Origin of the sequence: Microbacterium sp. ZKA21, from assembly GCF_050434165.1 — a bacterium.
Taxonomy (GTDB): domain Bacteria; phylum Actinomycetota; class Actinomycetes; order Actinomycetales; family Microbacteriaceae; genus Microbacterium.
In genome coordinates this window covers 242871-261634 of sequence record NZ_JBNPVV010000005.1, presented here as the reverse complement: position 1 = coordinate 261634, position 18764 = coordinate 242871, and the positions used below count along the sequence as shown (strand labels likewise).

Sequence of the window (18764 nt, the reverse complement as noted above, 5' to 3'; positions counted from 1 at the left end):
ACGAGCATGATCGAGATAAACAACGAGTCCGCCATCGAGATCGATGAGACCGTGCTGCAGCGGCTCACCGACTTCAACCTGGCTCAGCTCCACGTCAGCCCCGATGCCGAGGTCGCCATCGTGCTCGTCGACGAGGGCGCGATGGAGGCGCTGCACGTGCAGTGGATGGACGAGCCGGGACCCACCGATGTCCTGAGCTTCCCGATGGACGAATTGCGCCCTGGGACCGAGGACCGCCCGACAGCGCCAGGGCTGCTAGGAGACATCGTGCTGTGTCCGCAGGTCGCCGAGACGCAGGCGCAGGCCGCCGGCCACACTCTGATGGACGAGCTGATACTTCTCACCACGCACGGACTGCTGCACCTGCTCGGATTCGATCATGCCGAGCCGGACGAGGAACGCGAGATGTTCGGTCTGCAGAAGGAACTGATCGTGGGGTTCGCCCACGCTGAACGCGCGCGATGACCGAGACGCTGCTGCTCATCGCCGCTGTTCTCCTGGTGGCGTTCGGTGGCCTGATGTCGGCGATCGATGCCGCGTTCGGCGTCACCTCCCGCTCGGACCTCGAAGAGCTCGGTGAGCAGGGCCGCAATGCGGCGTCGCTGCGCAGGATCGCGGCTGACCCCGACGTGCACGTCAACGCCGTAGCGTTCATCCGCGTGCTCGCCGAGACGACGGCCGCGGTTCTCGTCACGGTCGCCTTCACGAACCTGTTCGGCAACATCTGGTGGGCGATGCTCGCCGCCGCCGTTCTCATGACCGGCATCACGTTCGTCCTCGTGGGTGCGAGTCCTCGGTCGGTGGGGCGCCACCGGGCACCGGGTCTGCTGCGTGCGTGCGCTCCGATCGTCCGCGGTCTGCGGATCATCCTCGGCCCGCTCGCGCAGGGTCTCGTCGCGCTCGGTAACCGAGTGACTCCTGGCGCGGGGCGCAGCTCGTTCACGAGCGAGGACCAGCTGCTCAGCATGGTCGACGAGGCAGCCTCGAACGACCTCATCGAAGAGGACGACCGAGACCTCATCCACTCGGTCTTCGATTTCACCGATCAGTTCGTCCGCGCCGTCATGGTGCCTCGAACCGAGATGCTGGCGGTGGCTGCGGATGCGACGACCAGCGATGCCATGGAGCTCTTCCTGACCCGCGGAGTCTCCCGGATGCCTGTCGTGGATGACGACGCGGACGACGTGGTCGGCGTGCTCTACCTGAAGGACCTGGTGCAGTTCGCGTACCGCGACGAGAACGCGTGGCGAGGGGTTCCCGTGCGCCCGATCGCACGACCCGCGACGTTCGTCCCCGAATCGATGCGTGCCGAGACGCTGCTGCAGCAGATGAAGCGCGACGCCGTCCACGTGTGCATCGTGATCGACGAGCACGGCGGGATCTCGGGTCTCGTGACGCTCGAAGACCTCATCGAGGAGCTCGTCGGTGAGATCGCCGATGAGTACGACCACGGCCCGGCCGAGGTCGTCGAGCTCGGCGACGGCGCCTACCGGGTCAGCGCACGGCTCTCGCTCGAGGACGTCGGCGACCTGTTCGGGCTCGAGCTCGAGGATGAGGACGTCGATTCGATCGGCGGCCTTCTCGGCAAGGCTCTCGGCCAGGTTCCCCAACCGGGCGCCACCGCGGTGCAGGATGGACTCATACTGACCGGCGGCGCATCCCGAGGCCGCGGGCGGGGTATTGCGACGGTGTTCGTGGAGCGCGCGCCGGACGCCGACGAAGGAGACAACGATGACTGACCACTCTCGGAGCGGGTTCGCGACCTTCGTCGGGCGTCCGAACGTCGGCAAATCCACACTGACCAACGCGCTCGTGGGTGAGAAGATCGCCATCACCAGCGAGAAGCCCCAGACGACGCGGCGCGCGATCCGCGGCATCCTCAATCGCCCGGACGGCCAGCTCGTCATCGTGGACACTCCCGGCATCCACAAGCCGCGCACCCTGCTGGGCGAACGGCTCAACAACCTGGTCGAGCAGGTGCTCGGCGACGTCGATGTGATCGGCTTCTGCGTGCCGGCCACCGAGAAGGTAGGGCCGGGAGATCGGCGCATCGCGGCATCTCTGGACGGCTATCCCCGGGCGAAGAAGATCGCGATCGTGACCAAGACGGATGCTGCGTCCCGCGACGAGATCACAGAACGCCTCATGGAGGTCGATGCGCTGCGCGAGGACTGGTCCGCCGTCATCCCGCTGTCCGCGGTCGCACGCGAGCAGCTGGATGTGCTGGCGGACGAGATCCTGCAACTGATGCCCGAAGGCCCCGCGCTCTACCCCGCCGGCGTCACGACCGACGAGTCCACCGAGGACCGCATCGCCGAGATCATCCGGGAAGCCGCTCTCGAGGGCGTCCGCGATGAGCTGCCGCACTCGATCGCCGTGGTCATCGACGACATCGCGCCCCGTGAGAACAGCGACCTCACCGATGTGCACGCGCAGATCGTCGTCGAGCGGGACAGTCAGAAGGCGATCATCATCGGACACAAGGGGTCGCGCCTCAAGGACGTCGGTGCGCGATCGCGCACCGGGATAGAAGAGCTGCTGGGCACGAGGGTGTTCCTCGGCCTCCACGTCAAGGTCGCGAAGGAGTGGCAGCGCGACCCGAAGCAGCTGGGACGGCTGGGATTCTGAACACCCGGTCGGAGCAGCGCCAGGCGGAGAAGCGCCGCGTCTTCGACCAGCTCTTCACGGACTACTGGCTGCCCGTCACCCGTCACGTCGAGTGCTACCTGGGTGTGGATGCCGAGGTGTACGAAGCGGTGGCCGAAGTGTTCCAGCTCGCGTGGGAGCGACTGCGGGTATCGAGACCCGCGGGGCTCACGTGGTTGCTGCGCATCGCGGAAGGCATCCTGCGCGAGCGACGTCGACGGGGTGATGTGCGCGACTCGGTCCTCGACGCCGTGCAGAAGAATGTCGTGACCAACGCAGCCGGAGGGAGTACTCTCGACCGACGGGACGTCCTCCGTGCGATGGCGCAGCTGAGCCAGCGCGAGCGCAGGGTCGTCGTCCTGGTGTATTGGGATGGTCTTTCCGTCGGAGAGACCGGAGAAGTCATGCGCAGCCGGCCGGGGGCGGTGCGCGCCACGCTTCGGCGGGCGCGCGACAGGCTGCGCACTGCACTGGAGGGTGGATCATGATGGTCACCGTGCTCGAAGACGACGCGCTCACGCGTCTGCTGATCGAGGCGAATCCTGCGAGGACTCCCAAGGAAGCAGAGCTGGACGCGGCAGCGATCCGGATGCGGGAGCGCATCGTCCGGACCGGACAGTCGTCTGCGCGCCCCACGCGGCGCCGAAGCGTGCGCGTGGCGTGGGCGACAGCTCTCACCGCGACGGCCGCGGCCGGTGCCGTGGTGTTCGGCCTGGCGCTGCCGGCGGGGCAAGCCGTCGCTGTGACGCCGGCGCCGTTGAGCTTCACCGATGCGGGTTCCACGCAGCAGATCGTAGAGCGGTCGACCGCGCTCCTTGCCGAAGGCAGGGGGGTCATCGAGCCCGAGCGGAGCGTGGAGTCAGCCATCTGGGCCCTCTCGGTCGACGTCGACGAGCAGCAGATGGCCGTGGTTCCGCAGTTCTCGACCCTGACCTGGAACGAGGATCTCTCCGGCCGCCTCGTCACGGTCGCCGGTGATTCCTACTGGCCCTCGGACACGCAGGACGGTACCGCCGAGGCGATTCCCGGCGGCACCGTGCTCATGGACCTCCAGATGAAGCCCGGCGAGTTCAACACCCCGGTCGTCGAGGCACCGGGCGACAGCGCCGACGACGTGCAGGCGATGCTCGTCGCGTACGGGATGCCCGCCGACCCGGATGCTTCGCAGCTCGTCGATTCGCTCATCACGGCATTCGATCAGTGGACGCTCACCGATGCGCAGCACGCCGTGGTGCTCGAGATGCTGGAGGCCGAGGACGGCGTGAGCGTGCTCGGTGCGAGCACAGACCGACTCGGCAGGCCGGTGTACGCTCTGAGCGTGCCGGGCGCGGGAGACGGGACGGATGAGACGGTCCTGATCAGCACCGAGTCGGGGCGGATCGTGGGTGTGGAGACCGAACAGGCTTCGGCGGACGGCATCATTCCGGAGGGCGCTGTCGTCATGTACAACCTGTGGATCTGAACTGAGGAGTTCTCGATGAAGCGAGCCATCACTGCAGCCCTGGCCGGAGCGGCCTTCCTGATCGCCGGAGTGCTCGGCGCGCCGGCCGCGACGGCCGCCGCTGCGACGCCGATCACGCCGGATCCGCAGATCACCGCCATGCTCGAAGCAGTTCCCGGCGGCGTCGTGCTCGACGAGTACCACGCCGTGTGGCCAGGGCTCGACATGGAGATGGCCGTCGCCGCGCCGCAGGCGGAGTCGCCCGCCGCGCGTTCTTCCGCGGCGCTCGCGTCCGTCGGCGCGTGTGCGTCCGGAAAGGTCTGCGCCTTCTCGCTGTCCGGCACGAACGGCGCGAAGCTGAGCTGGGGCACCTGCAACACGTCCTACCCGGTGGGAACCTTCGTGGTGCGCTCCATCGCCGATGCGCGCTCCAGCGGCTACATGCAGGCGAAGTACGGCACGACCGTCCGCGCGACCGCGTACGCCGGCAACTGGACGAACGTGTACGGCTCGGTCAGCCGCATCAGCTGCGTCTCCTGATCCGCTGATCATTCGACTTCGCGCAGTGCGGAGCGGATGACCACAGCATCCGCTCCGAAATCGTCGTCCGCAGCCCGCTGCAGCGTGCCGTCGTCCCAGACGACGTCGACCACGAGGCGGCCGCCTGCGGGCCACGAGCCCAGCAGCATCTCGGGTTCGCTCGAGAAACGGGTGATGATCTCGTCCTGGAGGACCTGGAGTTCCTGATCGGTTCTCGACCCCTCGTGCTCGTCCTCCTCCTCCAACCCCCTCGGATCGTAGAGGGCGAGCAAGGTGGGCGCCTCCGTCGCGGTGAAGGCCTCGCCGTCGTAGTCACCTGTGACGGCGTAGGCGCCCCAGCGCACGTCGTCGACCTGTTCGCTGCCGTCGACTCCGTGCCAGCTCCACCCGATCACAGGGATGCCGGAGCACTGCGGCGGATACGATTCCGCGATCCCGCCGAGACAGAGCTTCACGTCACCGTCGATGTCCATCACGGTCCCTGTGCCGATGACCGTGGCATCCGGCGGTCCCGGCATCAGCGAGCCGAGGCTCTGACCCGACGGGGCATCTGAACTCACGGGGGCGGGCGCGCCCGGCTGCGCGGCGCAGGCGCCGACAACGAGCATTCCGATCAGGACGAGTCCGACGGCCGACCGACGAATGTGCATTCTGCTCATATCCTTCAGCGTCTGCGTGCATACGATCGTCTCACCGGAGTCGTCGCATCCGTGATGCCCTGGTAGCATGGCGGCATGCCTTTCGGCGGTCTGCTTCTTCTTAGCTGCCGCGACGAGTCCTGACATTAGGGCCTTCCTCGTCGCGGCGCTTGTGTTGGCCCGATCACATTGACGAAGAGAAGAAGCCCATCATGCAGAACACTCAGCGCCCGTCTTCGATGCCGGTCCACAAGTACCGGCCGTTCCACGAGCAGATCCGCGTCGATCTTCCCGACCGCACCTGGCCTGACGCCCGCATCACCCAGGCGCCGCGCTGGTGCGCGGTCGACCTGCGCGACGGCAACCAGGCCCTCATCGATCCGATGTCCCCCGAGCGCAAGCGGGTCATGTTCGAGCTGCTCGTCGGCATGGGCTACAAGGAGATCGAGGTCGGGTTCCCCTCGGCCAGCCAGACGGACTTCGACTTCGTCCGCCAGCTGATCGAAGAGGACCTCATCCCCGACGACGTCACGATCCAGGTGCTGACCCAGTGCCGCGAGCACCTGATCGAGCGCACCTACGAGGCGATCGCCGGCGCGAAGCAGGCGATCGTGCACTTCTACAACTCGACCAGCGTGCTGCAGCGCGAGGTCGTGTTCCGATCGGACCGCGAGGGCGTGAAGCAGATCGCGCTCGAAGGCGCCCGCCTCTGCCGTGAGTTCGAGAAGCGCATCCCCGAGACGCAGGTCTTCTACGAGTACTCGCCGGAGAGCTACACGGGCACCGAGCTCGAGTACGCCGTCGACGTGTGCAACGCCGTGATCGAGGTGCTCGAACCGAGCCCGGACCGCAAGGTCATCATCAACCTGCCTGCGACGGTCGAGATGGCGACGCCGAACGTGTACGCCGACTCGATCGAGTGGATGAACCGCCATCTCGCGCACCGCGAGAACGTGATCCTGTCCCTGCACCCGCACAACGACCGCGGTACGGCCGTGGCCGCCGCCGAGCTCGGCTACATGGCCGGCGCCGACCGCATCGAGGGATGCCTGTTCGGCAACGGCGAGCGCACCGGCAATGTCGATCTGATCACCCTCGGGGTGAACATGTTCACGCAGGGCATCGACCCGCAGATCGATTTCAGTGACATCGACCAGGTCAAGCGCACGGTCGAGTACTGCAACCAGCTGCCCGTGCCGGAGCGCAGCCCGTGGGGCGGTGACCTCGTCTTCACCGCCTTCAGCGGCTCGCACCAGGACGCCATCAAGAAGGGCTTCGAGTCCATGGCCGCCCGTGCCGAAGAGCAGGGCGTGAGCGTCGACGACATCGAGTGGGCTGTGCCGTATCTGCCGATCGACCCGAAGGATCTGGGCCGCTCGTACGAGGCCGTCATCCGCGTGAACTCGCAGTCCGGCAAGGGCGGAGTGGCCTATCTGCTGAAGGCCGACCACTCGTTGGATCTGCCCCGCAAGCTCCAGATCGAGTTCTCGGGCGTCGTGCAGGCCAAGACGGATGCCGAGGGCGGCGAGGTCACCAGCGACGCGATCTGGTCGATCTTCAGCGACGAGTACCTTCCGTCGGCGGACATCGCCGACAAGTGGGGCCGCTTCGAGCTCCTCGCGACGCGCACGGCGAGCGAGATGACCGGTGACGTGGAGCTGAATGTGCGTCTGCGCGACGGCGAGGCGGCCAGCGACGAGGTCGGGCACGGCAACGGTCCGATCGCGGCGTTCCTCGAGATCATCCGCTCGCGCGGATTCGACATCTCGCTGTACGACTACGTCGAGCACACCCTTTCGACCGGAGGGGATGCTCAGGCGGCGGCATACGTGGAACTGCAGGTCGAGGGCGATCGCCTGTGGGGCGTCGGCATCGACGGTGACATCTCCACGGCATCCCTCAAGGCGATCGTGTCGGCGGTCAACCGCTCGATCCGTGCACGCGAGGGCGCGCAGGAGCTCGCCGCCGTCTGAGTCAGGGCTTGACGATCGGGATCGTGCCGGTCTCCGCCGCCACCTTTCGGCGGTAGAGCCGGCGCTGCTCCGGCAATGAGAGATCGAAGATCACCGCGAGCACGCGGATGATCGCCGTGACCACGATCCCGATCACGCCGGCCGTGACGATGTCGACGCCGACGCCGTGCAGGGCGACGATCACCGTGCATCCGACGCCCGCCGCCACCGCGTACAGCGAGCCGACGTGCATGATCGCCACCGGCAGGCCCATCATCACGTCCCGCAGGACGCTGCCGCCCACGGCGGCGCACACGCCGATGAAGACCGCAGGCACCGGCGGAACCCCCAAACCCAGTGCCTTGCTCGTGCCAAAAGCACCGAACATGCCGATGACCACGGCATCGAGACCCACGATGACCGCGTTCGCCCGGTTCAGCAGGCCTGCCAAGAGCATGCCGATGATGGCGGCCCCGGCGGCGGTGACCAGATACCAGTTGTTCTGGAGCGTCGCCGGGGGCTGTCCCAGCAGCAGATCGCGGATGAGGCCGCCGCCCATCCCGATCAGGATGCCGATGATGGTGACGCCGAGCAGGTCGAGGCGCCGTTGACCCTGGAATCCGGAGGCGAACATCGCCCCCTGGACGCCGCCGAGTCCGACGCCGAGCAGATCGGCCCAGAGCGGAATGGTGAAGAGCGGTTCGGTCACGCGTCCATTCTCCCGTGAGCGGAGGATAATCGGACAGTGCCCACCTATCGAGACGAAGCGGTGATCCTGCGCACCCACAAGCTCGGTGAGGCGGATCGGATCGTGACGATGCTGTCGCGTCGTCATGGCAAGATCCGGGCCGTCGCGAAGGGCGTTCGGCGCACGTCGTCGAAGTTCGGCGCTCGGCTGGAGCCGTTCATGGTCGCGGACGTGCAGCTGTACCAGGGCCGATCGCTGGACATCGTGCAGCAGGCGGAATCGCTCGGGCACTACGGCACCGACATCGCCGCCCACTACGACCGGTTCACCTCTGCGAGCGCGATGGTCGAGACCGCCGACCGCCTGAGCGACTCGGAGGCGACGAGCGATCAGTACTTGCTGCTGGTCGGCGGCCTGCGCGCGCTGTCGCGCGGCGAGCATCGGCCCCGCAGCATCCTGGACTCGTACCTGCTGCGCGTCATGGCGCTTTCCGGCTGGGCGCCGTCCCTGTCGGACTGTGCGCGGTGCGCGCGGCCCGGGCCGCACGTGTCGTTCGTCGGTCAGCTCGGTGGTGCGGTGTGCGCGGAATGCGCCCCGGCCGGCAGCCCGCGCATCGCCGCATCGACCCTGGGCCTGCTGCGTGCGCTGATGGCGGGGGAGTGGGACGTCATCGACGCGGCCCCTGGCGTGGACGCCGCAGCGGCGTCCGGGGTGATCGCGGCGTATGCGCAATGGCACCTCGAGCGCGGCATCCGCTCGCTCGCTCACGTGAGCAGCACGACAGAAGAGGGAGCACGGTGACCCCGAAGCCGTTCACGCACAAGGATGCGGTCGCGTACCGTCCGCTGGACTGGACCGGACTCTACCCGCCGGCGTTCCCGAAGGTGCCCTCGCACGTCGCGATCGTGATGGACGGCAACGGGCGCTGGGCGAACCGGCGCGGACTCAGCCGCATCGAGGGCCACAAAGCGGGCGAGGAAGTGCTGCTCGACGTCGTCGCCGGGGCGATCCAGGCCGGCGTCACGCACCTGTCGGTGTACGCGTTCTCGACCGAGAACTGGGCGCGTTCGCCCGAGGAGGTCCGCTTCCTCATGGGCTACAACCGGGACGTCCTGCACCGCCGGCGCGACCAGCTCAACGAGTGGAACGTGCGCATCCGGTGGGCGGGACGAAAACCCCGCCTGTGGGGCTCCGTCATCAAAGAGCTGCAGTACGCCGAGGAGCTGACCCGCGGCAACGACGGGCTCACCCTCACGATGTGCGTGAACTACGGGGGTCGGGTCGAGCTGGTCGACGCGATGCGATCGCTCGCGGAGGAGGTCAAGGCCGGGCGCGTGAAGCCCAACGCGATCAGCGAGAAGCTGATCCGCCGGCACCTCTACTTGCCCGACATGCCCGACGTCGACCTGTTCCTGCGCAGCTCGGGCGAGCAGCGCACATCCAATTTTCTGCTCTGGCAGTCGGCCTACGCCGAGATGGTCTTCCTGGACACGCTCTGGCCGGATTTCTCACGCACCGAGTTGTGGCGGGCGATCGAGGTCTATCTGTCGCGGGATCGGCGCTTCGGAGGAGCGGTGGACGCCCCTGGTGAGAACCATTAGCTCGCTGAGCCACCCGTCAGCTCGCTGAGCCTGTCGAAGCGCGCGCCAGCCAGGCTTCCGCCTCGCGCGGATGCCGCAGTCGCACGATCGTCAGATGCGGGAAGCGCTCGGCGTATTCCGGCATCCGCTCGTCCCAGTGCCCGAGCGTCTTCGTCTGCCAGGCGAGGATGTTCTCGTCGGGATCTCGCGTGGCGAGCAGGCGCCAGATCGGGCGCTCGACGTTGCCGTTGTACATCTCGGTGCGCAGGATGCTGCGGCCGAGCGTCCTGCGCAGCAGGCGCGAGCGCACGACCCGATACGGGTAGTCGAGCCAGACGACGAGCTGCGCGCGCGGCGGCAGGAACCGGTCGGTCCCTTTGCTGGTGTACTGCCACTCGGTGACCCAGCGGTCCTCGGCCGCGAAGGCCTCGACATCGTGCAGGAACTCCGGCCGCGGCGTCCAGTCGGGCCCGTGGAACAGCGCATCGATCTCGACGTGATGCAGATCCCATGCGGAGGCGAGGCGCCGCGCGAACGTGGTCTTCCCGGACCCGGTGACCCCGGCGATCAGTACGCGTCGGGGCGCGGTGGGGAGGGCCTCGGCGGCGGAGAGGTACCCGCTCACGACGCTTCGATCCGCGGGGTGGCCACCCACCGTGCCGCCTCACGCGGATGCCGAAGTCGCACGATCGTCAGGTCAGGGAACCGATCCGCGATCTCCGGCATCCGCTCGCCCCACTTGTGCCGTGTGCTGGTCTGCCAGCGCAGGATATCGTTCTCGCCGGTCCACGCATCCCGGGACCAGATCGCCGGCTCGACGTTGCCGTTCCAGAGCTCGGTGCGCAGGATGCGGCGTTTCATCGTCCGGCGCACGAGTCGTCCGCGCACGACCGGCCACGCGTAGTCGAGCCAGATCAGCAGGTCGGCTCGTGGGGCGAGGATCTCACCCGTGCCCTTGCTCGTGTACTGCCATTCGGTGACCCAGCGGTCTTCCGCGGCGAAGGCGCGGACGTCGTCGAGGAACTCCGCTCTCGGCGTCCACTCCGGTCCGTGGAACAGCGCGTCGATCTCGACGTGACGCAGGTCCCACGCCGCTGCGAGACGCCGCGCGAACGTGGTCTTCCCCGATCCCGTCACGCCTGCCACGAGCACGCGCTGCGGGGTGAACGGCAGCGGATCGTCGGCGGAGAGCACCGGACAATGCTAGCCGTGTGGCATTCCGGGGGCCGACACGCCACTTGTCGGACGATCGGCCGTGTTCGGTCCGACATCTGGCGTGTCGGCCCCCGAAGCGGCACGGCAACCCGACGGAATACCCCGCGTGCGCCGGCCGTTGCATCCGAATGTGACTGAACCCATCTCGATCGACATCTGGTCCGACATCGCCTGCCCGTGGTGCTACATCGGCAAGCGCAATCTCGAGAAGGGGCTCGAAGCCGTCGCCGGCGACGACGATGCCCCCGAGGTGAACATCACCTTCCACTCGTTCGAGCTGTCGCCGGATACCCCCGTCGACTTCGACGGCGACGAGATCGACTTCCTCGCCGGACACAAGGGGATGCCGCGCGAGCAGGTCGAGCAGATGCTCGCGAACGTCACGGGCATCGCGCAGAAGGCGGGCCTCGAGTACCGCTTCGATCTGCTGCAGCACACCAACACGGTCAAGGCGCACGAACTCCTCCACCATGCCAAGGCGAACGGCCGCCAGCATGAGATGGAGGAGCGGCTGATGTCCGCCTACTTCACCGAGGGCAAGCACGTCGGGCGCATCGACGATCTCGTCGAACTCGCGGTCGAGGTCGGACTGGATGCGGAGGAGACCCGCCAGGCACTGGAAGCCGCGACCCACCTCCCCGCCGTCCGTCAGGATCAGGCGCAGGCGCAGGCCTACGGCATCCAGGGCGTGCCGTTCTTCGTGATCGACGGACAGTACGGAATCTCGGGTGCCCAGCCGCCCACGACGTTCGAGAGCGTGCTGCGCGACCTGTGGGCGAAGCGCGCGACCGAATCGGAGCCCGAGACCGCCGTCGCAGGCTGAGACCGGAGGCCGCTCAGCGCACCAGCGCGGCCTCGATCGCGGACACGATCTCGGGGGCATCCGGACGCTGCTTCGGCCGGAAGCGCTGCACCGAGCCATCCGGAGAGATCAGGAACTTCTCGAAGTTCCACTCGACGCGTCCGGCCTTGCCGCCGGCATCCGGAGTCTGCTTCAGCTGCTTGTACAGGTCGCCCGCGTTCCGGCCGTTGACCTTCACCTTGTCGTTGATCGGGAAGCTGATGCCGTAGGTCGTCGAGCAGAACTCGAGGATCTTCTCGATCGAGCCCGGCTCCTGCCCCATGAACTGGTTGCACGGGAAGCCGACGACCGAGAAGCCGCGATCGCCGTACGTGCGCTGCAGCTCTTCCAGCTGCTCGTACTGCGGGGTCAGGCCGCATTTGGAGGCGACGTTGACGACGAGGACGACGTCGGCGTCGTAGCCGTCGAGGGTCCTGGTGTTCCCCTCGGCATCCGTGAAGGGGATCTGGCGAAGGTTCTCATCGGTCATACTCCACAGCCTAAATCGCCTGGGCCGCATCGGCTCCGGAGGATGGGAGAATGGAGGGGATATGAGTCTTGCCACCGCCCCAGCGCGCTCACTGCGCATCGGCCCGATCGACATCGACGTGCCCGTCGTCCTCGCACCCATGGCCGGGATCACGAATACGGCTTTCCGTCGACTGTGCCGCGAATACGGCGCAGGCCTCTATGTCAGCGAGATGATCACGTCGCGCGCACTCGTCGAGCGCAACGAGGTCACCATGCGCCTCATCCGTCATCACGAGTCGGAGACGCCTCGGTCGATCCAGCTCTACGGCGTCGACCCGACCACGATCGCTGAGGCCGTGCGCATCATCGTGGCCGAAGACCACGCCGATCACATCGACCTCAACTTCGGCTGCCCCGTGCCCAAGGTCACGCGCAAGGGCGGCGGAGCGGCTCTTCCGTGGAAGACGAAGCTGTTCGCCGACATCGTCGACCAGGCGGTCAAGGCCGCGGGTCCCATCCCGTTGACCGTCAAGATGCGCAAGGGCATCGACCGCGATCACTTCACGTTCCTCGACGCCGGCCGCGCCGCGGAGGATGCCGGGGCCGCCGCCGTCGCCCTGCACGCGCGCACGGCGAGCGAGTTCTACTCGGGCCACGCGGACTGGAACGCGATCGGCGAGCTGAAGCAGGCCGTCACCAGCATTCCGGTGCTCGGCAACGGCGACATCTGGAGCGCGGAGGACGCCGTGCGGATGATGGCGGAGACGGACTGCGACGGCGTCGTGGTCGGCCGCGGCTGCCTGGGGCGCCCCTGGCTGTTCGGGGACCTGGCGGCCGCTTTCGGCGCCGAGTCCCGACCTGTCGACGCGACCCTCGGCTTCGTCGCGGACGCTTTCCGTCGTCACGCCGACCTGCTCGTGGAGTTCTTCGAGGATGAGGACCGCGGATGCCGCGACATCCGCAAGCACGTCTCCTGGTACTTCAAGGGGTACCCGGTCGGCGGCGAGCTGCGCACCGCGCTCGCGAAGGTCGAGAGCCTGGCGCAGATGGACGATCTGCTCGGACAACTCGATCGCGACGCGCCCTACCCCGGTGCGGATGCCGAGGGCCAGCGCGGGCGCGCCGGTCACCCCAAGCGCCCTGCCCTTCCGGACAAGTGGCTGGACTCGCGCGATGTCGCCGACGACACGCGTCAGATGCTGCGCGGAGCGGAGATCGAGAACAGTGGCGGCTGACCCGCGAGAAGGCGCGCAACCGGATCGGCTCGGCCGCGTCGACGGCTACGACGCGCACGACACCGAGCGCTTCTTCGCGGAGACGCACCGCTCCGAGCGCGACGACTTCGCCCGTGACCGTGCGCGCGTGCTGCACTCGGCGGGGCTGCGCCGGCTGGCGGCGAAGACGCAGGTGCTGAGCCCCGCGAGCACGGCCGACTTCGCCCGCAACCGTCTCACTCATTCGCTCGAGGTCGCCCAGGTGGGTCGCGAACTCGCGATCGCGCTCGGGGTCTCGGCGGATGTCGTCGACACGGCGTGCCTGAGCCATGACCTCGGCCATCCGCCGTTCGGGCACAACGGTGAGCGAGCCCTCAACGAGTGGGCCGAACCCATCGGCGGTTTCGAGGGCAATGCGCAGTCGCTGCGCATCCTCACCCGCCTCGAGGCCAAGGCTCTGGACGACGACGACCGCTCGGTCGGACTCAACCTGACGAGGGCGAGCCTCGATGCCACGTGCAAGTACCCGTGGACCGTCGACAGCCCGATCCCAGACCCCGGAGGCCGGCTGAAATTCGGCGTCTACCCCGAGGACGAGGCCGTGTTCCGCTGGATGCGCGAGGGGGCGCCAGGGCGGCTGCGCTGCATCGAAGCCGAGATCATGGACCTCTCGGACGACATCGCCTACTCCGTGCACGATTTCGAGGATGCGATCGTCAACGGTTACCTCGACGTCGCCCAACTGTCGGACCCTGCCGAGCATCATGCGCTCGTCGGCCGCGTCCAGCAATGGGTGGGGTACGACTACACCCGGGAGGAACTGGCCGACGGCCTGTACCGCCTGACCCGCCAGCCGATGTGGCTGCGCTCGTTCGATCGGTCGCGTCGCGACCTGGCGCGACTGAAGAACCTCACGAGCGACATGATCGGCCGGTTCGCCCGCGCCGCCGTCTCCGCGACGAGGGAGTCCTACACGGGCCCCGCACTGGCGCGCTACAGCGCGCACGTGGTGGTGCCGCGCGTGATCGAGGTCGAGATCGCGGTGCTCAAGGGCATCATGGGTCAGGCCATCGTCACGATCGATGCGCGGCGCGGCGTCTACAAGGAGCAGCGCCGCGTGCTCAAGCGCCTGGCGGATGCGCTGTGGTCGACGGACACGCTGTGGATCGCCGGTGCGGACGTTCTCGAACCTGCCTTCGCCGCCGACTTCCTGGATGCGCAGACGGATGCCGCGCGTGCACGCGTCGTCGTCGATCAGATCGCGAGCCTCACGGATCAGACCGCACTGGACTGGCATTCCCGGCTCGTCGGCGACATCGACCCGGCCGAGGTCGGGATCTGGTCGCCGCGTCACGCGCGCCCTCGCGCGCACGGAGCACCTGCGGCGGCTGTCGAAGGGGCGCGCTGATGCCGCGCATCCGTCAAGCGGACGTCGACGAGGTCAAGGCCAGGATCAACATCGCGGACATCGTGGGGGAGCGGGTCGCGCTGAAGTCGGCCGGCGTCGGATCCCTCAAGGGCCTGTGCCCGTTCCATGATGAGAAGAGCCCGAGCTTCCACGTGCGCCCGCAGGTGGGCTACTACCACTGCTTCGGCTGCGGAGCATCGGGGGACGTGTACTCGTTCCTCCGGGAGATGGACCATGTCAGCTTCACCGAGGCGGTGGAGCGGCTCGCCGGCCGCGTCGGCTACTCGCTGCACTACGAGGACGGCGGTGCAGCCCCGGAGACGAGCGGGCGCAGCCGGCTGTACGCGGCGAATACGGCCGCAGCCGAGTTCTTCCGCGCGCAGCTGCTCACTGCGGATGCCGAGACCGGCCGGCGCTTCCTGGGCGAACGCGGCTTCGACGCGGGCGCCGCAGCGCATTTCGGCGTCGGCTTCGCGCCACGGGGATGGGACGGCCTGCTGAAGGCCATGACCGCGCAGGGATTCAGTCGCGACGAACTGCTCGCGGCCGGGCTGCTCTCCCAGGGCCAGCGCGGCGTGTACGACCGATTCCGCGGGCGCCTGGTCTGGCCGATCCGTGACGTCACCGGGCAGACGATCGGATTCGGCGCCCGGAAGCTGTTCGATGACGATCAGGGACCGAAGTACCTGAACACCCCGGAGACGCCGATCTACAAGAAGGCTCAGGTGCTGTACGGCCTGGATCTCGCCAAGCGGGACATCTCACGCGGCGACCCGCGCCGTGTCGTGGTCGTCGAGGGGTACACGGATGTGATGGCGTGCCATCTCGCCGGTCTCACGACTGCGATCGCGACCTGCGGAACGGCGTTCGGCACGGAGCACATCAAAGTGCTCCGACGCGTCATGGGCGACGACTCGGGCGCGGGCGAGGTCGTCTTCACCTTCGATGGCGACGAGGCAGGGCAGAAGGCCGCGCTGCGCGCGTTCACCGAGGACGACCGGTTCAACGCGCAGACCTTCGTCGCGGTCGCCCCTGACGGTCTCGACCCGTGCGATCTGCGTCTGCAGCGCGGGGATGCCGCGGTGCGAGGCCTCATGGAGGCCAAGCAGCCGATGTTCGAGTTCGCGATCGACCGCAAGCTCGCCGGCTATGACCTCTCGACCGTGGAGGGCCGCGTCGGTGCGCTGCGCGCCGCTGCCCCGATCGTGGCCGAGATCCGTGACCGGCTGCTGCGGCCTGGCTACGAGCGGGTGCTCGCGCGCCGGCTGGGCATGGATCCGACTGACGTGCACGCCGAGGTCGAGCGCGCCGCGCGCGGCGTCTCGCACGCGCCGGCACGACGCGAGTCGGTGGCGACAGCATCCGATGGGGGACCCGCAGCACCCGTGGTCGAAGCGGTCACGATCGCGAGCCTGCCGCGGACGGCTGACGTCGCGCTCGAGCGCGACGCCGTGATCGGAACCCTGCAGTACGGTCATCAGGTCGATGCCGAGCTCCTCGGCCGTGCGCTGACGCAGCCGTTCCGCAACGCAGCGCTCGAGGCGGTGCGGCAGGCGATCGTCGACGGCGACCGGACCAGACCGGGGTGGGTCATGGATGCCGTGAACTCCGTGCGGGAGCCGTATCGCTCTCTCGCAGGGGAACTGCTCATGACGTCGTTCCCGGCACGGGACGAGTCCGGCGCAGTGGCATCGACGACCGACCTCGCGCGACGACTGATCGTCCGAGGGCTCGAGCAGGAGAAGCAGGAGCTGCTCGGTGCCGTGCAGCGCGTGCCGGCCGAATCCGATGGAGGCAGGGCGCTGCGCGTCCGGCTGCGCGACATCGATCTCGAACGTCGCCGTTTCACCGAGTCGTAACGGCGCGGTGCGCCGCCGCCGGGGGAGGATGGACGCATGCCTCGCAGGTCTCCCTCTCCGAACGTGATCGACTGCTCGGATCTGGTGATCGACCGGATCGGGCACGGCGGGGCGACCCGAGCGGTCGACGGCGTATCGTTCCAGATCCAGCCCGGTGGCTTGCTCTGCGTGGCGGGGCCGACCGGATCGGGGAAGTCGACGCTCGTCGCGGCTCTCGCCGGGTCCACCGACCCGTCGGTGCGGATCGTCGGCGGCACCGCCGAGGTGTGCGGCGTCAACGTGCGCAAGCCGGGCCGCCGGCATCGGGAACTGACCTACCTCAGCGGGTTCGTCCCGCAGGGCGCCGGTGCAACGCTTCCGCCGAGTCTGACGGTGGCTGAGGTGATCGCGGAGCCGATTCTCATCCGTGAGAAGCGGGTCAACGCCAAGGCGCTGTCCATTCGCATCGCGACCCTGCTGGACGAACTGCACCTGCCGCTGGGAACCGCGGACAGGTTCCCGTACGAACTGAGCGCCGGAATGCGACAGCGCGTCGCGATCGCCCGCGCGTTCGTGCTGGAACCGAAGGTCCTGGTCGCCGATGAGGTCCTCGCCAACCTCGACCTCGAGGTGCGTCCGGTGGTGTTCGACGCGATCACGCGCCGCCGCACCGAGCAGGGGATGGGCGCGCTGCTCGTCACGAACGACGCCGCGTTCATCCGCGAGCTCAAGGCCGAGACACTCATGCTGCGCAGTGGTCACGTCGTCGCGCGCGGCGTCGGGGATGACCTTCTGTGGGTGCCGAACGCCGAGGCGGATTCGAGGCGCTGAGCGCGACACACCCGGCGGCGCGGAAACGCCCGCCGATGTCATGAGCACCGCTGGACGTTTGCTAAGCTAGTGGAGTTGCTTCGGCGGCGACGCCTGATCCCCAATAGCTCAATTGGCAGAGCAGCCGACTGTTAATCGGCAGGTTATTGGTTCGAGTCCAATTTGGGGAGCGATATCGGCCCGGAATTCGTGGACGTTGAGAGATCAACGGATGCGGATTCCGGGCCTTTTCCGTCCTTGACGCGCATCAGCGCGCATCGATGATGCGCACGTGAGCGCCCAGGCGTCGCACGATGCCACCCTGCGGATCAGCGTCGGTGATCACTCCCTCGGCATCGTCGAACCCGATCACGCCAAAGGGCGAGGCCGCGCCGATCTTCTCCGACGATCCGAGGACGTAGGTCTCTGCGGCGCGGGATGCCAGGACGCGCTTCATCGCGGCCTCGTCCGGATCGCCCGTGGTCAGACCGGACTCGGGATGGATGCCCGTGACACCGAGGAAGAACACATCGGCGGTGATGCGCTCCGCGGCCTCGACGGCAGCGGATCCGCTCGCCACGGCGGAGTGCTTGAAGAGTCGACCCCCCAGGATGAACACGTCGGCGCTCGGGTGTTCGATCAGCGCCGCGGCGACGGTCGGGCTGTGGGTGACGATCGTGCATCGAAGGGACGGCGGCAGGAGCGAGGCGACAACGAGAGCCGTGGTCCCGCCGTCGAGGATGACGGTGCTGCCCGGATCGATGAACTCTATGGCTTTCGCCGCGACCAGTCGTTTGGCTGCGACGCCGACTTCCCGCCGCCGCTCGTACCCGACGACCGCGGGTGAGACGGGCAGGGCGCCACCGTACACACGCTGGCACAGTCCCTCGCCGGCCATCTCCCGCAGATCGCGTCGGATGCTGTCCTCGGACAGCCCGAGCTCGAGCGCGACGCTCTTCGCGACGATCTTCCCGTCTCGGCGCAGGGTCTCCAGCAGATACGCGCGTCGTTCAGCAGTCAACACGTTTAGCCCCGTTTCATCACGTTCTTGCATGGTTATGGACTAGTCTAGCGCGCATGACTCGTCCCATGCTCATCCTCATCTCCGGCCCCTACCGCTCCGGAACCGGAGGCGAACCCGAGGCCATGCAGGCGAACCTGCGCCGCCTCGAACAAGCCGCATGGCCGATCTTCGCCGCCGGACACATCCCGATGATCGGGGAGTGGGTCGCTCTGCCGATCCTGCATTCTGCCGGCGCCACCATCGACGACGACCTCGCAGACGACGTGCTGTATCCGACAGCGCAACGGCTTCTCCAGCACTGCGATGCCGTTCTGCGGCTTCCCGGCGCATCCACCGGCGCCGATCAGGATGTCGCGATCGCGACACATCGCGGCCTGCCCGTCTACTTCGACATCTCGGAAGTACCGGTTCTCCGTGCCTGAGCGATGGTGCCGCGCATCGGCGGCCGTCCCCAACGC

Annotated in this window: 21 protein-coding genes and 1 tRNA gene; 16 read left to right on the top strand and 6 right to left on the bottom strand. The window is 67.9% G+C overall.

Annotation, left to right across the window (positions count from 1 at the left end; genetic code table 11):
- The first annotated feature begins 6 nt into the window (after positions 1–6).
- Genes ybeY through M2317_RS12615 form a run of 6 tightly spaced genes read left to right on the top strand, consistent with a single transcriptional unit; the run spans position 7 to position 4627 of the window.
- The gene (gene ybeY, locus M2317_RS12640; RefSeq protein ID WP_429460649.1) at positions 7–465 is read left to right on the top strand and encodes an rRNA maturation RNase YbeY; all 459 of its coding nucleotides are present in this window, start codon (positions 7–9) and stop codon (positions 463–465) included.
- Positions 462–1739, top strand: coding sequence for a hemolysin family protein (locus M2317_RS12635; RefSeq protein WP_429460647.1), 1278 nt, complete (start codon positions 462–464; stop codon positions 1737–1739). The genes ybeY and M2317_RS12635 overlap by 4 nt, the downstream gene beginning before the upstream one ends.
- Positions 1732–2628: a GTPase Era gene (gene era, locus M2317_RS12630; RefSeq protein ID WP_429460646.1), complete on the top strand. Its 897-nt coding sequence runs from the start codon at positions 1732–1734 to the stop codon at positions 2626–2628. Before M2317_RS12635 ends, era begins: the two co-directional genes overlap by 8 nt.
- Positions 2586–3134 carry an RNA polymerase sigma factor gene (locus tag M2317_RS12625; RefSeq protein WP_429460644.1) on the top strand — a complete coding sequence of 183 codons (549 nt, stop codon included), beginning with the start codon at positions 2586–2588 and terminating at the stop codon, positions 3132–3134. Before era ends, M2317_RS12625 begins: the two co-directional genes overlap by 43 nt.
- Positions 3131–4108, top strand: coding sequence for a hypothetical protein (locus M2317_RS12620; RefSeq protein WP_429460643.1), 978 nt, complete (start codon positions 3131–3133; stop codon positions 4106–4108). The genes M2317_RS12625 and M2317_RS12620 overlap by 4 nt, the downstream gene beginning before the upstream one ends.
- Positions 4109–4123: 15 nt before the next feature.
- Entirely contained in the window at positions 4124–4627 is a 504-nt protein-coding gene (locus M2317_RS12615; RefSeq protein WP_429460642.1) for a hypothetical protein, read from the top strand.
- Between the two features lie 8 nt (positions 4628–4635).
- On the opposite strand, the gene M2317_RS12610 is transcribed toward M2317_RS12615, so the two are convergent.
- On the bottom strand, positions 4636–5286 hold the full coding sequence (locus tag M2317_RS12610; protein WP_429460640.1) for a hypothetical protein: 651 nt from the start codon (positions 5284–5286) through the stop codon (positions 4636–4638).
- Positions 5287–5477: 191 nt separating this feature from the next.
- Here M2317_RS12610 and leuA point away from each other — a divergent pair, with 191 nt between their 5' ends.
- On the top strand, positions 5478–7238 hold the full coding sequence (leuA, locus tag M2317_RS12605; RefSeq protein WP_429460638.1) for a 2-isopropylmalate synthase: 1761 nt from the start codon (positions 5478–5480) through the stop codon (positions 7236–7238).
- 1 nt (position 7239) lies between these two features.
- Here the strand turns inward: leuA and M2317_RS12600 are convergent, their stop codons facing one another.
- Complete coding sequence (locus tag M2317_RS12600) at positions 7240–7926, bottom strand: trimeric intracellular cation channel family protein (protein ID WP_429460636.1); 687 nt, start codon at positions 7924–7926, stop codon at positions 7240–7242.
- Positions 7927–7962: 36 nt separating this feature from the next.
- Here M2317_RS12600 and recO point away from each other — a divergent pair, with 36 nt between their 5' ends.
- Positions 7963–8706 carry a DNA repair protein RecO gene (recO, locus tag M2317_RS12595; RefSeq protein WP_429460635.1) on the top strand — a complete coding sequence of 248 codons (744 nt, stop codon included), beginning with the start codon at positions 7963–7965 and terminating at the stop codon, positions 8704–8706.
- Positions 8703–9506 (top strand): isoprenyl transferase, encoded by an 804-nt coding sequence (locus tag M2317_RS12590; RefSeq protein ID WP_429460633.1) that lies wholly within the window; start codon positions 8703–8705, stop codon positions 9504–9506. The genes recO and M2317_RS12590 overlap by 4 nt, the downstream gene beginning before the upstream one ends.
- Positions 9507–9522: 16 nt before the next feature.
- Here the strand turns inward: M2317_RS12590 and M2317_RS12585 are convergent, their stop codons facing one another.
- Both M2317_RS12585 and M2317_RS12580 read right to left on the bottom strand, forming a co-directional pair.
- Positions 9523–10110 (bottom strand): AAA family ATPase, encoded by a 588-nt coding sequence (locus tag M2317_RS12585; protein WP_429460631.1) that lies wholly within the window; start codon positions 10108–10110, stop codon positions 9523–9525.
- Positions 10107–10679, bottom strand: coding sequence for an AAA family ATPase (locus tag M2317_RS12580; protein ID WP_429460628.1), 573 nt, complete (start codon positions 10677–10679; stop codon positions 10107–10109). The genes M2317_RS12585 and M2317_RS12580 overlap by 4 nt, the downstream gene beginning before the upstream one ends.
- A gap of 151 nt (positions 10680–10830) precedes the next feature.
- Between M2317_RS12580 and M2317_RS12575 the strand changes: the two genes are divergently transcribed.
- Positions 10831–11523: a DsbA family oxidoreductase gene (locus M2317_RS12575; protein WP_429460626.1), complete on the top strand. Its 693-nt coding sequence runs from the start codon at positions 10831–10833 to the stop codon at positions 11521–11523.
- Positions 11524–11536: 13 nt separating this feature from the next.
- Here M2317_RS12575 and M2317_RS12570 read toward each other — a convergent pair whose 3' ends face one another.
- Positions 11537–12031 carry a glutathione peroxidase gene (locus M2317_RS12570; protein ID WP_429460624.1) on the bottom strand — a complete coding sequence of 165 codons (495 nt, stop codon included), beginning with the start codon at positions 12029–12031 and terminating at the stop codon, positions 11537–11539.
- A gap of 61 nt (positions 12032–12092) precedes the next feature.
- On the opposite strand from M2317_RS12570, the gene dusB reads away from it, so the two are divergent.
- The 5 genes from dusB (at position 12093) to M2317_RS12545 (ending at position 17473) form a co-directional block, all read left to right on the top strand.
- A complete protein-coding gene (gene dusB / locus M2317_RS12565; protein ID WP_429460622.1) occupies positions 12093–13247 on the top strand; it encodes a tRNA dihydrouridine synthase DusB in 1155 nt (384 codons plus the stop codon).
- Positions 13237–14634, top strand: coding sequence for a deoxyguanosinetriphosphate triphosphohydrolase (locus M2317_RS12560; protein WP_429460620.1), 1398 nt, complete (start codon positions 13237–13239; stop codon positions 14632–14634). Before dusB ends, M2317_RS12560 begins: the two co-directional genes overlap by 11 nt.
- A complete protein-coding gene (gene dnaG, locus M2317_RS12555) occupies positions 14634–16493 on the top strand; it encodes a DNA primase (protein ID WP_429460618.1) in 1860 nt (619 codons plus the stop codon). The genes M2317_RS12560 and dnaG overlap by 1 nt, the downstream gene beginning before the upstream one ends.
- Before the next feature lie 36 nt (positions 16494–16529).
- Entirely contained in the window at positions 16530–17303 is a 774-nt protein-coding gene (locus M2317_RS12550; RefSeq protein ID WP_429460616.1) for an ATP-binding cassette domain-containing protein, read from the top strand.
- Positions 17304–17400: 97 nt separating this feature from the next.
- Positions 17401–17473 (top strand) — tRNA-Asn (locus M2317_RS12545).
- A gap of 77 nt (positions 17474–17550) precedes the next feature.
- Here the strand turns inward: M2317_RS12545 and M2317_RS12540 are convergent.
- Positions 17551–18306, bottom strand: coding sequence for a DeoR/GlpR family DNA-binding transcription regulator (locus M2317_RS12540; RefSeq protein WP_429460615.1), 756 nt, complete (start codon positions 18304–18306; stop codon positions 17551–17553).
- A 53-nt stretch (positions 18307–18359) separates the two neighbouring features.
- Between M2317_RS12540 and M2317_RS12535 the strand changes: the two genes are divergently transcribed.
- On the top strand, positions 18360–18728 hold the full coding sequence (locus M2317_RS12535; protein ID WP_429460613.1) for a DUF4406 domain-containing protein: 369 nt from the start codon (positions 18360–18362) through the stop codon (positions 18726–18728).
- The last annotated feature ends 36 nt before the right edge of the window (positions 18729–18764 follow it).

What these genes read in the sequence shown, in the direction of transcription:
- ybeY (WP_429460649.1), top strand. Translation starts at nt 7, where the DNA reads ATGATCGAGATAAACAACGAGTCCGCCATCGAGATCGATGAGACCGTG.
- M2317_RS12635 (WP_429460647.1), top strand. Translation starts at nt 462, where the DNA reads ATGACCGAGACGCTGCTGCTCATCGCCGCTGTTCTCCTGGTGGCGTTC.
- era (WP_429460646.1), top strand. Translation starts at nt 1,732, where the DNA reads ATGACTGACCACTCTCGGAGCGGGTTCGCGACCTTCGTCGGGCGTCCG.
- M2317_RS12620 (WP_429460643.1), top strand. Translation starts at nt 3,131, where the DNA reads ATGATGGTCACCGTGCTCGAAGACGACGCGCTCACGCGTCTGCTGATC.
- M2317_RS12615 (WP_429460642.1), top strand. Translation starts at nt 4,124, where the DNA reads ATGAAGCGAGCCATCACTGCAGCCCTGGCCGGAGCGGCCTTCCTGATC.
- M2317_RS12610 (WP_429460640.1), bottom strand. Translation starts at nt 5,286, where the DNA reads ATGAGCAGAATGCACATTCGTCGGTCGGCCGTCGGACTCGTCCTGATC.
- leuA (WP_429460638.1), top strand. Translation starts at nt 5,478, where the DNA reads ATGCAGAACACTCAGCGCCCGTCTTCGATGCCGGTCCACAAGTACCGG.
- M2317_RS12570 (WP_429460624.1), bottom strand. Translation starts at nt 12,031, where the DNA reads ATGACCGATGAGAACCTTCGCCAGATCCCCTTCACGGATGCCGAGGGG.
- dusB (WP_429460622.1), top strand. Translation starts at nt 12,093, where the DNA reads ATGAGTCTTGCCACCGCCCCAGCGCGCTCACTGCGCATCGGCCCGATC.
- dnaG (WP_429460618.1), top strand. Translation starts at nt 14,634, where the DNA reads ATGCCGCGCATCCGTCAAGCGGACGTCGACGAGGTCAAGGCCAGGATC.
- M2317_RS12550 (WP_429460616.1), top strand. Translation starts at nt 16,530, where the DNA reads ATGCCTCGCAGGTCTCCCTCTCCGAACGTGATCGACTGCTCGGATCTG.
- M2317_RS12535 (WP_429460613.1), top strand. Translation starts at nt 18,360, where the DNA reads ATGACTCGTCCCATGCTCATCCTCATCTCCGGCCCCTACCGCTCCGGA.